Genomic DNA, 15,075 nt, shown 5'->3' on the forward strand with positions numbered 1-15,075 from the left:
GGGAATCAGGCGGGTTGGAGTGCTTCCTCGTAACGGTCGATGACCACATCGGCCAGGGTGTCGCAGTCGCCGATCACCTCGGCGCAGCGGATGTCGAGGTCGGGGTGGCCCGCGCCGTAGGCGAGCGCCTGCGCCCAGACCCGCTCCAGCACCCCGCCCGCGAACAACAGGTAGGGCACCACGATGACCCGCTTGGCGCCGAGGCGGCGGCAGCGCTCCAGGCCGCCCGGCACGCCGGGGGGCGTGACGGAGACGAACGCGGTCTCGACGGTCATGAAGTCGTAGGCGTGGGTCTCCCAGAACAGCCGGGACACGCGGTGGATCTCGGCGTTGGCGGCCGGGTCGGTCGAGCCCTCGCCGACCAGCACGACCGCGGTCTCGCCCGGCTCGACGTGGCCGAGCTGGTGGTCGGGGGGCGTGTCGACGGCGCGGAGCTGGCGATACCTGCCGCCCACGGCCTCCAGGGGCCGCAGCCGCGGCATCTCGGTCGCGGCGTCCTTGAGCCGCTCGGCCAGCAGGGCGAGCACGCGGGGGTCGGGGCCGAGGGGACGGCCGTAGTCGTACATCAGCGTGGGGTGGCGGCGCGCCTCGGCCTCCAGCGCGGCGGGCCATTCCTCGCCCACGCGGCTGAGGCTCAGCGGCAGCGCGACCAGGCGGTGGTGTCCGCGGGCGACCAGGGAGGCGACGGACTCGCTCAACCGCGGCGTGGCCCGCTCCAGGTAGCCGCCGGAGACGTCGGCGGCCCGCTGGTCCAGCCGGCAGCGGAGCCGGTGGACGAACCTGCCGAACTCCGCTGAGTCGGCGTCATCGTTCGAGCCCTGCCCGATCAGCAGGAGCGGCGGCTTCATCGAGGGATTCTCCGGAGGTAGACAAAGACACGCGAGGATAACCGATGCGCGCCCGTGAGCGACAGGTCACGCGGGGTATGCGGGCACCCCGTGGACGACGAACACCGGGTCGGTGGCGGCCAGGCCGTGGGAGCCGTCGGGCTGGACGGTGAACCTGGAGGCCAGGATCTGCGTGCCCTCGGCGCGGTAGCCGTGCTCGCGCAGCCGGTCGAGGACGGCGGGCACGCGTTCCAGGGTCCTGACGGCGCACACGAGCGAGCGGGGACGGCGCGCGGCGCAGGCGACGATCACGTCGATGCCGCCTCCTCCGACGAACACGGCGTCGGGGTCGGGCAGGGGCTCCAGCGCGGGCGGCGCCTGGCCGCGGGTGAGTGCGACCTTGACGCCGTGGGCCAGCACGGTGGAGCGCAGCCGGGCGCAGGACTCCTCGTCTCTCTCGACGGCCATGACGGCCGCGCCGAGCCGCGCGCACTCGACCGCGATCTCGCCGGAGCCGGCGCCGACGTCCCACACCAGGTCGCCGAGCCGGGGCCCGAGCTTGGCCAGGATGTACGCCTTGACCTCCGGCGGGAGCGGCCCGCCGAGCGGCAGCGCCCACTCGGCCGGGCCGGGCTGCGCGCCCGCCACCCAGCCGGGCGGCCCGGCCCGGTGCAGCGGGTCGATGACCAGCACCACGTCCGGGTCCTTCCACGGGCGGGTGGTGGCCTCGCCCATGCGGCTGTAGGTGACGCGCTGGTCGGGGCCGCCGAGGTCCTCGCAGACCAGCAGGGCGCGTGGCGTGGTGGGGGCCAGCTCGCGGGCGATCTCGCCGGGCCCGACGCCGGGGGTGACGAGGACGGCCACCTTGGGGTGGGCGCGGCAGGCGTTGACGACCCGGTCGAGCTGGCGCGGGCCGGCCGGGGCGACGACGAGGGCGTCCTCCCAGTTGAGCCCGGCGCAGGCGAACGCGCGGGTGACGAGCGAGGTCGCGGGCAGCACCTCGGGCTCCAGGCCGTGGCGCCGCAGGGCGCGGACGACGCCGAAGAAGCCGGGGTCGCCCTGGGTGACGACGACGGCCGGGCCCCCGCCCTCGCCGATGTGCCGGTCGAGGGTCTCCAGGAGGGCGTCGTCGGGCACGACCGGCGCGGCCGGCCCGAACCGGCCGGCGAGGGACGGGGGGCCCACCACCAGCGCCGCCGCGTGGAGCCGGTCGGCGGCCTTGGCCGACAGTTCCGATCCGTCCCACCCGACCACCGTGATCATGCCGCCTCACCGTCCTCACCACCAAGAGTGACGGCTTCCCGGTCGTTTCACCAGGGGTCACCCGGTCCGGGGGGGCTACGGCAGGTCGGACGGGACCAGGCTGTAGACGACGAGATCCTCGCCGCGCAGCGCCCCGCGGGCGACGCCCTCGCGGACGAAGCCCGCCTTCTCGGCCACGCGCTGCGAGGCGGGGTTGGCGACGGCCGCCCGCAGGACGAGCCGCTGGAAGCGCCGCACCTGGAACAGCCACCGGGCGATGCCGAGCACCGCCTCCCCCGCGTACCCGTTGCCGCGCGCCCACGGCGCGGTCATGTAGCCGACCTCGGCCGAGCCGTCGCGCCAGTCGAGGTCCCGCAGGTCCACGTTCGCGGCGAACCGGCCGCCGTCCAGCTCGACGGCGGCCCAGGCGACGCCGTCGCCCCTGATCCGCATCTGCTCCCTCAGGGCGACGAAGGCCCGGGCGTCGGCCTCGGAGTACCCGCGGGGCACGCCGGTCATGGCCTGGGTGAGGGCGTCGGCGCCGGTGGCGGTCAGCCCGGGCACGTCCTCCTCCGACAGCGGGCGCAGCAGCAGGCGCTCGGTGCGCAGCTCGGCGGCGGGCAGGATCTCGGCGGGGGCGCGGCCGTCCCGGCGGAGCAGGCCGAAGACGACGAGGTCGTGCGGGCCGTCGTCCTCCAGGCTGGCCTCGCGCAGCACGCCCTCCCAGGTGAAGCCGGCCTTCTGGGCGACGCGCAGCGAGGCGAGGTTGTCGAGGTTGGCCGTGAGGTCCACGCGGCGCAGGTCGGTGGTCGCGAACACCCACTCGGTCAGCCCGCGTACGGCCTCGGTGGCGAAGCCGCGGTTGCGGTGCAGCGGGTGGACACCGTAGCCGACCTCGGTCGTGCCCGCACCCCAGGACGTCTTGAACAGGCCGATGGCGCCCACGATGCGCCCCTCGGCGTCGGCCATCGCGAGATGGACGCCCTGGCCGGAGTCGCGCAGCTCGTGCACGCCGGCCTCCAGCCAGCGGGGGACGCCGGCGACGTGCGTGGGCGCCCCGGGCGGCAGGAAGCGGGCGCCGGACTCCACGATCGACCTGACGCGCGGGGCGTCCGCCGGGCCGAAGGGGCGCAGCGTGAGCCGGGGTGTGACGACCTTCACGTCGGCATCGAACACGACCGGCAGCGTACACATCCGCGATGTCGTTCGCGATGTTTGCCCATGAAAGCGGGGGTAGGGCGGCAAGGGAGAGGAGTGAGAACCATGGATCGAGGGAGCGCCAAGCACACCCGTCGCGTCGACGAGCAGCAGAAGCACGAGACCGAGGGGATGGTACGCGGCGGCGGCCCGACCCACGCGGAGGAGTGGAAGGAGCCCGAACCCACGCCCGCCCCCGGCGAGGAGGACCACACCCGGTACCCGCCCGGACACGAGCCCGGCACTCCGGAGGGCATCAGCCAGCAAGGCGTGGAGGCCCGCAGCGACCTGGCCCGATGGCTCAGCGACAGCCGCTTCCCCTCCTCCAAGGACGAGCTGGTGCGGCACGCCGAGGACGCGAACGCGCCCGACCACATCGTCGAGATGGTGCGCTCGCTGCCGGACCGCGGGTTCGACAACGTCGCCCAGGTGGCCGACGCGCTGGGACTCGGCAAGGAGAGGCGGAGGTGGTGACCCGTGCGGCTCGACTTCATCCGGCCGCTGTACGAGCGCCGCGGGCCGTACGCGTCGGTCTACACGGGCGCGCTCACCGAGCGGGACCGTGAGTCCCGCTGGCACGCCGTACGCGACCGGCTCGACACCGTGGCGGACCCCGACACGGTCAAGGCCCTGGAGAGTCACGCGCGACGGCCGGGGACGGGAGAGGCGGTGTTCGCCACGCACGGCGACGTCGTCCTAGCCGAGCCGCTGGCCGAGCCGCCGCCGAGCGAGCTCGCGGTCTGGTCGCCGCTGCCGCGCGTGACCCCGCTGCTCATGGCCAGGGGGGAGAACGTGCCGCACCTGCGGGTCATCGTGGACCACGCGGGCGCCGAGGTCACGGTCTTCGGCGGCGGCTCGCCGCGTACGGCGGTGGTGGAGGCGCAGGACTGGCCGCTGCAGAAGACCGCGCAGGGCGGGTGGTCGCAGCGACGGTACGAGAGCGCGGTGGAGGACACCTGGGAGAAGAACGCCGCGGCCGTGGCGAAGGAGGTGGACGAGCAGGTGCGCCGGATCGGCGCGGAGCTCGTCCTCGTGGCCGGCGACCCGAGGTCGCGGGCCATGCTCACCGACCACCTCGGCACGAAGACGTCGGACCGGGTCGTCATGGTCGAGCACGGCAGCCGCAAGGATCACGGGACGTTCGAGCGCGACGTGGAGGAGGCGCTCGACACGTGGCTGGAGGAGAGGCGCGCCGAGCTGCTCGACCGGCACCGCGAGGCGTCCGGGCCGGCCGGGCCGGCCCAGGTGTTCCATGCCCTGCGCGAGGGACGGGTGCACGCCGTGCTGTCGCCCGGCGAGCTGCCCCAGGAGGTGTGGATCGGCGAGGGAGGCACGCAGGTCTCCACCGACGCGGGCGAGCTGCGCCTCTGGGGCGTCGAGGAGCCGGTGCGCGAGCGCGCCGACTCGGCGCTGGCCAGGGCCGCGGCGATGACGGACGCGGAGCTCTGGTTCACCGACAAGGTGTCCGAGGTCGCGGCCGTCATCCGCTACTAGTCATGAGACGGCTACCAGTCATGAGACGGCGACCAGGACCTCCAGCGTCCTGGGGCCGTGGACGCCCTCCACGCGGTTGAGCTCGATGTCGCTCGTCGCGGAGGGCCCGCTGATCCAGGTGAGCGGGCGGATCGGATCGAGCCGGGAGACCGCTTCGGGCACCCCGGCCACGATCTGGTCCGCCCGCACCACGCACAGGTGGTAGTCGGGGACCAGCGTCTGCGCCCTGCTGCCCTGGCCGGGCCCCGTGTCGAGGACGATCGTGCCGGTCTCGGCGATCGCGACGGCGCATCCGGTGATGACGCCGTCCGCCGTGTACGGGTCGGCCGGGCCCGCGTCCGAGGCGTCCGGGGGCGTCCACTCGGCGGGGAGCCCGTCGGGGACGACCATGCGCCGCCCCGCGACGATCCCGGCGATCCGGGCCGGGACCTCGGCCTCCGGGACGACGTGGACGATCGCCCGGTAGTCGCCGACCCGCTCGGTGAACAGCCCCACCAGGTCGTCCACCCGGGCCGTCGCGCGGTAGCGCCGGGGGATCTCCACCTCCGGGGCGCCGTCCACGGCCCGGCTGATCCGGGCGAGGATGTCCTCGCGCGCGCTCCTGCTCATCCTTCTCGCTCCCACCAGTCTCTGAAGGATTCCTCCGGGATGTCGGGCAGGTCCCGGGTGTCGGTCCAGGCCGACAGGGGGCCCGGCAGCCGCCTGGGCACCAGCCCGCGCAGCCGGGTGGCCGCCCGCTGCGCCGCCGCCAGCCGGGCCTGGTCGTTGAGCACCCAGCCGGCCACGCGCATGCCGGCCCGCTCGGCGGCGCCGTGGGGGGCCTTGGCGCGCAGGTCCACGAGCACCTCGGGAATGTCGATGGCGACCGGGCACACCTCGTAGCAGGCGCCGCACAGGCTGGAGGCGTACGGCAGCGACGCGTCGAGCTCCGAGCCCATGCCGCGGAGCTGCGGGGTGAGGATGGCGCCGATGGGGCCGGGATAGACCGAGCCGTACGCGTGGCCGCCCGCCCGCTCGTAGACGGGGCAGACGTTGAGGCAGGCCGAGCAGCGGATGCAGCGCAGGGCCTGGCGGCCGACCTCGTCGGCCAGGACGTCCGTGCGGCCGTTGTCGAGGAGCACGAGGTGGAAGTCCTGTCCCTCGGCGGAGCCGGTCCACGTGCTCGTGTACGGGTTCATGCGCTCGCCGGTGGAGCTGCGCGGCAGGAGCTGGAGGAACACCTCCAGGTCGCGCCAGGTGGGCAGCACCTTCTCGATGCCGACCACGCTGATCAGCGTCTCGGGCAGGGTCAGGCACATGCGGCCGTTGCCCTCGGACTCCAGCACGACGAGGGTGCCGGTCTCGGCGATCATGAAGTTGGCGCCCGAGACGGCGACCCTGCTGCGCAGGAACCGTTCGCGCAGGTGCACGCGGGCGGCCTCGGCCAGGGCGGCGGGCTCGTCGGTCAGGCCGGGCGGCGCGTCCTCCATCCGGTCGAGGAAGATCTCGCGGATCTCGGCGCGGTTGCGGTGGATGGCGGGCACCAGGATGTGGCTGGGGAAGTCGTCGCCGAGCTGGACGATGAGCTCGGCCAGGTCGGTCTCGTACGCGGTGATCCCCTCGGCGGCCAGCGCCTCGTTGAGCCCGATCTCCTGGGTGGCCATCGACTTGACCTTGACGACCTCGCGCTCGCCGGTGGCCTTGACCAGGCCGGCGACGATGCGGTTGGCCTCGGCGGCGTCCCTGGCCCAGTGGACGTGGCCGCCGGCCGCGGTGACGGCCTCCTCCAGTTGCAGGAGGTAGCGGTCGAGGTGGCGCAGGGTCTCGTCCTTGATCGCCTTGCCGGCCGCGCGCAGCTCCTGCCAGTCGGGCAGCTCGCCGACGACGCTCGCGCGCTTGCCGCGGATGGTGTGCGTGGCCTTGCGGAGGTTGTAGCGGAGCTGCGAGTTCTGCACGGCCTGCGCGGAGTTCTTCGGGAAATTTCCGGGCATGCCGATGAAGGTGGCGCTCATGATGCTTTGACCTCTTCGGTGGAGGCGAGGATCTCGGCCAGGTGCATGACCCGGACACCGGTCCGCTGGCGGCCCAGCATGCCGCCGATGTGCATGAGACAGGAGTTGTCGGCCGCGCAGAGCACCTCGGCGCCCGTGTCGAGGACGCCGCGCACCTTGTCGGCGCCCATCGCCGAGGAGACGGCCGGGTTCTTGACCGCGAACGTGCCGCCGAACCCGCAGCACTCCTCGGCCCCGGGCAACGGGACCAGGTCGAGGCCCCGGACGTTGCGCAGCAGCCGGGCCGGGCGGTCGCCGAGGCGCAGGCCGCGCAGCGAGTGACACGTCGGGTGGTAGGTCACCCGGTGCGGGAAGTACGCGCCGACGTCCTCGACCTTCAGCACGTCGACCAGGAACTCGCTCAGCTCGTACACCTTGGGCGCGACCGCGGCGACGGCCGCCGCGCCCCTGCTGCCCGGCCGCACGAGCTTGGGGTACTGCTCGCGCACCATCGCGGCGCAGGAGCCGGACGGCGCGACGACGGCGTCGTACCCGGCGAACACCTCGGTGAAGTGGCGGGCCAGGCGCACGCCCTCCTCGCGGTAGCCCGTGTTGACGTGCATCTGGCCGCAGCACGTCTGGGCGGCGGGGAAGTCGACCTCGCAGCCCAGCCGACGCAGGAGTGACACGACGGCCTTGCCGGTGCCGGGGAAGAGCGTGTCGTTCACGCACGTGATGAACAGGGCGACTCGCACCGCTCTCCTTCCGAGGTATGGTCAGACCACAGTATGGTCAGACCATAGCAGCAGGGGGAACCGTTGACCGGCACCGGCTGGCAGCCCGTCAGGAAGACCCGCACGTTCGAGGACGTCCTCGCGCAGGTCGAGCGCCGCATCGCCGAGGACGGCCTGACGGCGGGCGACCGGCTGCCCGCCGAGCGGCAGCTCGCCGAGCAGCTCGGCGTGAGCCGGTCCTCGGTGCGCGAGGCGATGCGCGTGCTGGAGACGCTCGGCGTGGTGTCCTCGCAGGTGGGCCGGGGCCCGGACGCGGGGGCCGTGCTCGTCTCCAAGCCCGACGCGGCGCTGACCGACCTGCTGCGGCTGCATCTCGGCCTGGCCTCGCTGGAGCCGCGCGAGGTGATCGACACGCGCCTGATGATCGAGCGCTGGACCGCGGCGCGGGCGGCGCTGACCCGGCCGGACGTCTCGGTGCTGGCCGAGGCGATCGCTGGGATGGACCGGGCGGCCTCGCCGGAGGAGTTCGTGGAGCACGACACGGCCTTCCACTGCGCGCTGGCCGAGGCGTCCGGCAACCGGCTGATCGCCGCGTTCATGCGCTCGCTGCGCGACTCGTTGCGCAGGTACGCGGTGGAGGCGGTCGTGCGGCTGGGCGACACCTCGGGGCTCCAGACCGACCACCGCCGCATCCTGCGGGCCGTGCTGGAGGGCGACCCCGACGAGGCCACCGAGGCGGTGACCGCCCACCTGGCGCGCGCCTACCCCGACCTCTGCGGCGAGTGACGGATCACCTCCGCGGGACCTACTCCTTCACGTCGGCCTGCCGGCAGGTCGCGCCCGAGCAGGAGACCATCGCCTGGAGCCGGTCCTGCAGGTTGCGCACCAGTTGCGGATCCGCGCCGGCGGCCAGGTTGGTGAGCTGGTAGGGGTCCTTGGTGAGGTCGTAGAGCTGGGTCTCCCCCGTCGCGTACTTGACGTAGGTGTAGCCCTCGGTGCGCAGCGCCTGGTAGTTGGGCACGGGCGTCTGGGCGGCCGAGGACTTGTCGGCGGGCCGGGAGAACTCGACCAGCGCGTTCTTGCGCCACGGCGTGGGATGCTGCCCGCGCAGCAGCGGCATCAGCGAGCGCCCCTCGGCGAGGGACGGCAGCGTGGTCCCGCCCAGCTCGGCGAAGGTGGGCGCGAGGTCCACGGTCTGCGCCATCTCGTGGATCACCGAACCCGCCGGCACGCCCGGCCCCCGCACCACGAGCGGCACCCGGATCGCCTCCTCGAACGGCGTGGTCTTGCCCTGCTTGAGGCGATGGGTGCCGAGATGGAAGCCGTTGTCGCTGGTGAAGATGATGTAGGTGTTGTCCAGCTTGCCCGCGGCGCGCAGCGACTCGACGACCGAGCCGACGAGGTCGTCCACGCCCAGCATGGCGCGCATGCGCGCCTGGTAGCGCTCGTCGATCCGGTCGATGACGTGCTCGGACAGCCTCGGGCGCTCCCGCAGCCAGGCGGGCTCGCGGCTGACGTCCGGCTGGTCGAACGAGGGCGTGCGCGGCGCCTGGGCGCCGATGAACGCGTCGGCGTGCCGGACGGCCGGGTTGTCCGGGTTGTGCGGCCCGACCGGCGCGAGGTAGAGGAAGAACGGCTGGTCGGAGGCGGTGAAGAAGGCGCCGGCCTTGCGGGCGAGCACGTCGGACAGGTAGTCGTCCTCGGCCCAGCCGTAGTCGACCGTGGTGCCGTTCTCGTTGAGGCGGTAGCCGTACTCCTCGTAGAGGCGGCGGACGGGCACGTCCCACTCGTTCCAGCCGGGCGGCACGAACGTCTCCTCGGCGCTGCGGCCGGGATAGTGGTTGAGGTACTTGCCCATGAGCCCGGTGCGGTATCCGGCCTGCTGCATCCACAGGCCGAGATCGGAACGTTCCAAACCACTGGTGTGGAACTTGTCGAAACCGCCCTCGGGCGGGGTGTTGGTCCACACGCCGTGGCTGTGCACGTACTGCGAGCGCAGGATCGACGAGCGCGACGGGCAGCACCAGGAGTTGGTCACGAAGTACCGGTCGAAGGACGCGCCCTGGCGCACCACCTCGCGGGTGATGTTGGGGAAGTACGGCAAAGTGCCCGATTCCAGGTCGTCGGCGAGCACCATGACAATGTTCGGCTTGGCCGCCGGGCCCTGGGCGCAGGCCGTGCGGGGAAGGACCGCGGGAACGGCCCCGGCGACGAGAACGACCAGGGCAGAGGCTATGTGGCGCAAACCCTTGAGCACAGCTCGAACCTCCCCGGAAGATCATGCATTGACACGCGAGGCCGTCGTTGCCGTAATAGAACTAAATTCTGGAGGTGTCATGAGACTCGGCCTCAACCTCGGCTACTGGCAGCGCCACCCCAATGACGCGACCGACCTCGTGCTGGCCGCCGAACGGCTCGGCTACGACTCGGTGTGGACCGCCGAGGCGTACGGCAGCGACGCCTTCACGCCGCTCGCGTGGTACGGGGCCCGCACGTCCCGCATCAAGCTTGGCACGTCCGTAGCCCAGCTCTCCGCCCGCCCCCCGGTCACCACCGCGATGACCGCCATGACGCTCGACCACCTCACGGGCGGCCGGCTGCTGCTCGGCGTCGGCGCCTCGGGGCCGCAGGTCGTCGAGGGCTGGTACGGACAGCCGTTCGCCCGGCCGCTGGCGCGCACGCGCGAGTACGTGGAGATCATGCGCAGGGTGTGGCGGCGCGAGGAGCCGGTGACCTCGGACGGCCCGCACTACCCGCTGCCCCTGCCGGGCGGGCTCGGCAAGCCGCTCAGGCTCATCACCCATCCGCTGCGCCCCGACATCCCCGTCTACCTCGGCGCCGAGGGCCCGAAGAACGTCGCCCTGGCGACGGAGGTCGCGCAGGGCTGGCTGCCGCTGTTCACGTTCCCCTCCAAGATCGAGGAGATGTACGGCGACGCGCTCGCGGCCCGCGGCCCGGACTTCGACATCGCCGCCATGGTCATGGTGGTCATCTCCGACGACGTGCGGGCCGCGCTCGACGGCGTGAAGCTGATGCTCACGCTCTACATCGGCGGCATGGGCGCGCGGCACCGCAACTTCCACGCCGACATCATGGGCCGGATGGGCTACGCCGAGGCGGCCGAGCGGATCCAGGCGCTGTACCTCGCGGGGCGGAAGGGCGAGGCGTTCCAGGCGATACCGGACGAGCTGGCCGACGGCATCGCGCTCGTGGGCCCGCCGGAGCGCATCAAGGAGCGCCTCGAACTCTGGCGCGCCTCCCCCGTGACGTCGCTGCTCGTCATGGGGCCGCGCGACGAGGAGCAACTGGCCGTGATCCGCGACCTGGTGCTGGGCTGACCCACGCCCGCGCGCCCCGCCGCGATCCTGCCCACGCCCGCGCGGCCGGTCAGTCGGGCCGGGGCGCCGGGTCGGCGGTCACCGAGCGCAGCAGCGGCCTGCTGAGCGCCCCCGCGCCCACGACCCCGGCGAAGCCGACGGCCACGCACACGACCAGCGTGACCAGCCCCGTGAGGTTCGGGTCAGTGATCATGAACGGGATCCCGCAGAAGGCCCCCACCAGGATCGCCCCGCCGCCCATGACCGCCAGCGGGATCAGCGTCTCGGCGCGGCGGGCGCGGTCCAGCACCTCCAGCGGCGTGCCGGCCAGGCGCAGCAGCGCGTACGTCTGCCGCCGGTCCAGCACGGACGAGGCGGCCGTGATGCCCGCGCTCGCGATCGCCACCAGGAACGACACCGACAGCACCACGACCGTGCCCACGGCGATGTCGCCGAGGATCTCGCCGCCGAAGTACTCGTCGTCGGCCTGGGTCGTCGGCGTGCGGCCGGGTACGAGGCCCGCGAGCGCGGTCCGCGCCCGGTCGAGCGTCGCGGGGGCCGTCTGCGTGGGGAGTCCGTCCGGCGCTCTCCGGCGCGCGTCCTCGTCGGTGAGCGGGGTCGCGTCCTTCAGGGCGATCACGACGACGTCCTTCCGCGTCGTCACCGCGGCCGCCACCCCGGCCTTGCTCAGCCGGTCGCGCGCCCCCTGCGCCACGGTCGCGGCCTGCCCGGCGGGCGCGCTCACCCGCAGGTGGCCGGTGTCCTGCGTCCCGATCAGGGTGCCGGGGCTGAGCAGCCCGAGGAAGCCTGCGACGAAGCCGGTCAGGGCCACGCCGCTCACCGTGCGCCAGGCCGAGCGCGGGTCGTCGACCAGCCGCCGCCCGGCCAGCAGCCGGGCCGGGCGGCGGGCCGAGGCGGCGGCGATCCGGCCGATCAGGCCCACGACCCACGGGCCCACCAGGTTGATCGAGAGGAACGCCAGCCCGATCACCACCGCGATCAGGCCGGCGCTGTCGCCGCGGGAGACCACCGGGACGGCGACGAGCACGGCGACCAGCGCGAGCAGCCGCACCCACCGCATGGCGGGCGGCGTCTCCCGCTTGGCCACGCCCAGCGGGCTGACCACGACCCGGCGCAGCCCCGCCACGGCCGACAGGCCGGTCAGCAGCGGCACGGCGACCACGGCCCCCACCATCACCAGGGGGTGCGGCCACAGGTCGGCGACGAACCACGGGCCGCCGTCGATCTCCACGCGCGACAGCAGCGGCACGGCCAGCGCGTACGCCACGGCCCCCGCCAGCGCTCCCGCGAACGCGACGATCACCGCCTCCGCCACGGTCATGGCCACCACCTGGCCGGGCGTCGCGCCGACCAGCCGCAGCGCGGCCAGGCGCTGGTCCCGCCGGGCCACCGTGAGCCGGGCGGCGGCCCCGCCGAACACCAGCAGCGGCACCACCATGAGCACGCTCGCGATGAGCGCGAGCACCTGGTAGCCCTCGGCGTCCTCCGTCGGCTCCCCCGCCAGCGAGGCGACCTTGACCGGCTGCGAGCCGACGATCCAGTCGGAGCTGCGCGCGGCCGTGAGCTCCGGCGCGTCCGGCGCGCGGCCGGCCACCACGATCAGCTCGTCCGGGTGGACCAGCGCCTCGTCGCCGAGCACGCCGGCCGGCTTGGGATAGCGGGCGGCCAGCTCGGCCGCGGGCAGCCGGCCCGCCAGCTCGGCGAGGGCGGGCGAGAGCCACACCTCGCCGGGCGCCGGGAAGCGTGACAGGCCGGGCGGCGGCTCGGGGCTCTTCCCCGGCAGGGCCGCCAGGTCCACCACCGTGATCTCCCTGCCGCGCACGTAGTCGTGCCTGCTCGCCTCGACCGCGACGGCCGGGCGCGAGCCGGCCGCGACCGGGTTGCGCCAGGCGCCCCGGTCGGCGCGGGCCGCGAAGGCGAAGTCCACCGCGACCGCGAACAGCAGCAGCGCCGTGGACACCGCGACGGCGCCCAGGGTGAGCCAGGTGCCCAGCATGCCCCTGCGCCCGCCGCCCCTGAGCAGCCTCCAGGCCAGGCCCACGTTCATGCTCGCGCCCCCGCGGTGAGCAGCACGCCGTCCCGGACCTCGACCGTGCGGTCGCACCAGCCGGCCACGCCCGGGTCGTGGGTGACCACGATGAGCGAGGCGCCGTTGTGCTTGGTGGCCTCGACCAGCAGCCGCATCGTGTCGTGGCCGGTCGTCTGGTCGAGGGCGCCGGTCGGCTCGTCGGCGAAGACCACCGCGGGCCGGGTCACCAGGGCGCGGGCGATGGCCACCCGCTGCGCCTGGCCGCCGGACAGCTCGCCGGGCCGCCGCGCCTCCATGCCGCCCAGGCCGAGCGGGGCGAACCACTCCCGGCCCCGCCGCACCGCCTCCGCGCGCGCCACGCCGCCCAGCATGAGCGGGAGCGCCACGTTCTCGTCGGCGGGCAGCTCCGGCAGGAGCTGGCCGAACTGGAAGACGAAGCCGAAGCGGCTGCGGCGCAGGGCGCTGCGCCTGCGCTCGCCCATGTCGTCGATGCGGGTGCCCTCCAGGCGCACCTCGCCCGAGTCGGGCTTCATGATGCCGGCCAGGCAGTGGAGCAGCGTGGACTTCCCGGAGCCGCTCGGCCCCATGATGGCCACGGCCTCGCCGGGCCGCACCGCCATGTCCACGCCCGCCAGGGCGACCGTCTGCCCGAACCTCTTGGTCAGGGCTCGTCCAGCGAGCACGTCGTTCATGCCGGAAAGTCTTCCGGCGCGACCCCGGCCGGCGGATCGGCCGTGCGTCCGGTTGTGCCTCGGCCGAACGGCCGATCCTAGAGTGTTCGCCGTGACTATTCGGGTTCTCATCGCAGACGACCAGCAACTGGTGCGTACCGGCTTCCAGATGATCCTGGACGCCCAGCCGGACATGGAGGTCGTGGCGGCCGTCGCCGACGGCGCCGAGGCCGTCTCCGAGGCCAGGCGGCTGCGGCCGGACGTGTGCCTGCTCGACATCAGGATGCCGAAGCTGGACGGGCTGGAGGTCACCCGCGCCCTGGCCGGGCCGGGGGTGGAGAACCCGATGCGGGTGGTCATCGTCACCACCTTCGACCTGGACGAGTACGTCTACGGCGCGCTGCGGGCCGGGGCCATCGGCTTCCTGCTCAAGGACAGCGGCCCGACGCTGCTCATCGAGGCGGTCCGGGCGGCGGCCGGCGGGGAGGCGCTGGTGTCGCCGTCGGTGACCGTACGGCTGCTGCGGCACCTGTCCCGGCCCGAGCGGGGCGCCCCCGCGCCCGACGAGCCGCTGACCGAACGGGAGCTCGACGTGGTGCGGCTGGTGGCCCGGGGCCGCACCAACCAGGAGGTGGCGGCCGAGCTGTTCGTCTCGCTGTCCACGGTCAAGACGCATCTCGGCAGCATCCAGGCCAAACTCGGTGTCCGGAATCGGGTGGAAATCGCAGCTTGGGCGTGGGAATCCGGCGTGGTGCGCTGATTAACAGCGAGCTCGGCGGGATAGAAGTGAATGAGAACCTCAGCGCATGGCCCGGGGGGAGAACAACGTGCGCTACGCCCAGGCACCGCCCACGAGAGCCGCTTCCGCCGTGTACGCGTCGCTCGCCGCGCAGATCCTCTGCCTGAGCGCGCTCGTGACCTTCGAGCTGGTCCGCGGGCGCAGCCTCGCCGCCCAGCTCGCGGCGTTCGACGGGCGTCCTCGCGGCGCCGAGGCCGAGGCCGTCGTGGGCGCCGTCACGCTCTTCGCCGTCCTGATCCTGCTGCTCGGCGTCGCCACGATCGCCTGCGCCGCCGCGTACACCACCTGGCTGGTCCGCGCCCGGCACGTCGGCCACCGGCACGCCCCCTCCGGGCCGGTGGCCGCCGCCTGGCTCATCCCCGGCGTCAACCTCGTCGCGCCCGTCCTGCTGGTGGACGCCCTGTGGCGGGGCTCCCTGCCGCCGGACGGCCGCCGGCGCCGCTGGCTCGTGCTGCTGGCGGCGTGGTGGGCGAGCTGGTTGACCACGCTGGCGCTGGTGACCGTACGGCTGCCGCTGGAGACGTCCGGCGGGCTGACCGGGGTCGGCGTGCCGGAGCTGGTGGCGCTGTCGGTGGCGGCGCTGCTGTGCGCGGCGACCGTCCGGGAGATCACGGCCGTGCAGTGCGCGGCGCGCGGGGTGGCCGTTCCCACGCTGCTGCGCCTGCGCCGGCCGGCGACGCCGCCGGAGTCGGCGCCGCTCGGCCAGGCGAGCTGATCCCGGGTCCTCACACGGCGGTCGGGCCTGAGTCGCTTTCGGCTTTCACACCGCGGTCG

Annotated in this window: 15 protein-coding genes; 6 read left to right on the forward strand and 9 right to left on the reverse strand. The window is 73.8% G+C overall.

Annotated elements, in window-relative coordinates; genetic code table 11:
* Window positions 1–5 precede the first annotated feature (5 nt).
* The 3 genes from HTZ77_RS31595 to HTZ77_RS31605 all read right to left on the reverse strand — a co-directional run bounded on the left by HTZ77_RS31595 (window position 6) and on the right by HTZ77_RS31605 (window position 3,245).
* The gene (locus HTZ77_RS31595; protein ID WP_175593383.1) at window positions 6–848 is read right to left on the reverse strand and encodes a sirohydrochlorin chelatase; all 843 of its coding nucleotides are present in this window, start codon (window positions 846–848) and stop codon (window positions 6–8) included.
* A gap of 66 nt (window positions 849–914) precedes the next feature.
* Window positions 915–2,090: a bifunctional cobalt-precorrin-7 (C(5))-methyltransferase/cobalt-precorrin-6B (C(15))-methyltransferase gene (locus tag HTZ77_RS31600; protein ID WP_175593384.1), complete on the reverse strand. Its 1,176-nt coding sequence runs from the start codon at window positions 2,088–2,090 to the stop codon at window positions 915–917.
* Window positions 2,091–2,165: 75 nt separating this feature from the next.
* Window positions 2,166–3,245: a GNAT family N-acetyltransferase gene (locus tag HTZ77_RS31605; RefSeq protein ID WP_175593385.1), complete on the reverse strand. Its 1,080-nt coding sequence runs from the start codon at window positions 3,243–3,245 to the stop codon at window positions 2,166–2,168.
* 87 nt (window positions 3,246–3,332) lie between these two features.
* Here HTZ77_RS31605 and HTZ77_RS31610 point away from each other — a divergent pair, with 87 nt between their 5' ends.
* A complete protein-coding gene (locus tag HTZ77_RS31610; protein WP_175593386.1) occupies window positions 3,333–3,740 on the forward strand; it encodes a DUF2795 domain-containing protein in 408 nt (135 codons plus the stop codon).
* Between the two features lie 3 nt (window positions 3,741–3,743).
* On the forward strand, window positions 3,744–4,760 hold the full coding sequence (locus tag HTZ77_RS31615; protein WP_175593387.1) for a baeRF2 domain-containing protein: 1,017 nt from the start codon (window positions 3,744–3,746) through the stop codon (window positions 4,758–4,760).
* Between the two features lie 18 nt (window positions 4,761–4,778).
* On the opposite strand, the gene HTZ77_RS31620 is transcribed toward HTZ77_RS31615, so the two are convergent.
* From HTZ77_RS31620 to HTZ77_RS31630, 3 genes are read right to left on the reverse strand one after another with little or no spacing between them, the layout of a single operon-like run.
* On the reverse strand, window positions 4,779–5,369 hold the full coding sequence (locus HTZ77_RS31620) for a LutC/YkgG family protein (RefSeq protein ID WP_175593388.1): 591 nt from the start codon (window positions 5,367–5,369) through the stop codon (window positions 4,779–4,781).
* On the reverse strand, window positions 5,366–6,751 hold the full coding sequence (locus HTZ77_RS31625; protein WP_175593389.1) for a lactate utilization protein B: 1,386 nt from the start codon (window positions 6,749–6,751) through the stop codon (window positions 5,366–5,368). The genes HTZ77_RS31620 and HTZ77_RS31625 overlap by 4 nt, the downstream gene beginning before the upstream one ends.
* Complete coding sequence (locus HTZ77_RS31630) at window positions 6,748–7,485, reverse strand: (Fe-S)-binding protein (RefSeq protein ID WP_175593390.1); 738 nt, start codon at window positions 7,483–7,485, stop codon at window positions 6,748–6,750. The genes HTZ77_RS31625 and HTZ77_RS31630 overlap by 4 nt, the downstream gene beginning before the upstream one ends.
* Before the next feature lie 63 nt (window positions 7,486–7,548).
* Between HTZ77_RS31630 and HTZ77_RS31635 the strand changes: the two genes are divergently transcribed.
* Entirely contained in the window at window positions 7,549–8,250 is a 702-nt protein-coding gene (locus tag HTZ77_RS31635; protein ID WP_175593391.1) for a FadR/GntR family transcriptional regulator, read from the forward strand.
* 19 nt (window positions 8,251–8,269) lie between these two features.
* Here HTZ77_RS31635 and HTZ77_RS31640 read toward each other — a convergent pair whose 3' ends face one another.
* Window positions 8,270–9,721 (reverse strand): sulfatase family protein, encoded by a 1,452-nt coding sequence (locus HTZ77_RS31640; protein ID WP_175593392.1) that lies wholly within the window; start codon window positions 9,719–9,721, stop codon window positions 8,270–8,272.
* A 79-nt stretch (window positions 9,722–9,800) separates the two neighbouring features.
* Between HTZ77_RS31640 and HTZ77_RS31645 the strand changes: the two genes are divergently transcribed.
* The gene (locus HTZ77_RS31645) at window positions 9,801–10,802 is read left to right on the forward strand and encodes an LLM class F420-dependent oxidoreductase (RefSeq protein ID WP_175593393.1); all 1,002 of its coding nucleotides are present in this window, start codon (window positions 9,801–9,803) and stop codon (window positions 10,800–10,802) included.
* Between the two features lie 49 nt (window positions 10,803–10,851).
* On the opposite strand, the gene HTZ77_RS31650 is transcribed toward HTZ77_RS31645, so the two are convergent.
* Window positions 10,852–12,849 (reverse strand): FtsX-like permease family protein, encoded by a 1,998-nt coding sequence (locus HTZ77_RS31650; protein WP_175593394.1) that lies wholly within the window; start codon window positions 12,847–12,849, stop codon window positions 10,852–10,854.
* A complete protein-coding gene (locus tag HTZ77_RS31655; protein WP_175593395.1) occupies window positions 12,846–13,523 on the reverse strand; it encodes an ABC transporter ATP-binding protein in 678 nt (225 codons plus the stop codon). The genes HTZ77_RS31650 and HTZ77_RS31655 overlap by 4 nt, the downstream gene beginning before the upstream one ends.
* 91 nt (window positions 13,524–13,614) lie before the next feature.
* Here HTZ77_RS31655 and HTZ77_RS31660 point away from each other — a divergent pair, with 91 nt between their 5' ends.
* Together HTZ77_RS31660 and HTZ77_RS31665 are read left to right on the forward strand one after the other, a co-directional pair.
* On the forward strand, window positions 13,615–14,262 hold the full coding sequence (locus HTZ77_RS31660; RefSeq protein ID WP_175593396.1) for a response regulator: 648 nt from the start codon (window positions 13,615–13,617) through the stop codon (window positions 14,260–14,262).
* A 46-nt stretch (window positions 14,263–14,308) separates the two neighbouring features.
* Window positions 14,309–15,016 (forward strand): DUF4328 domain-containing protein, encoded by a 708-nt coding sequence (locus HTZ77_RS31665; protein ID WP_175593397.1) that lies wholly within the window; start codon window positions 14,309–14,311, stop codon window positions 15,014–15,016.
* Window positions 15,017–15,075 lie beyond the last annotated feature (59 nt).

Origin of the sequence: Nonomuraea montanisoli (genome assembly GCF_013363975.1) — a bacterium.
Lineage (GTDB): Bacteria > Actinomycetota > Actinomycetes > Streptosporangiales > Streptosporangiaceae > Nonomuraea > Nonomuraea montanisoli.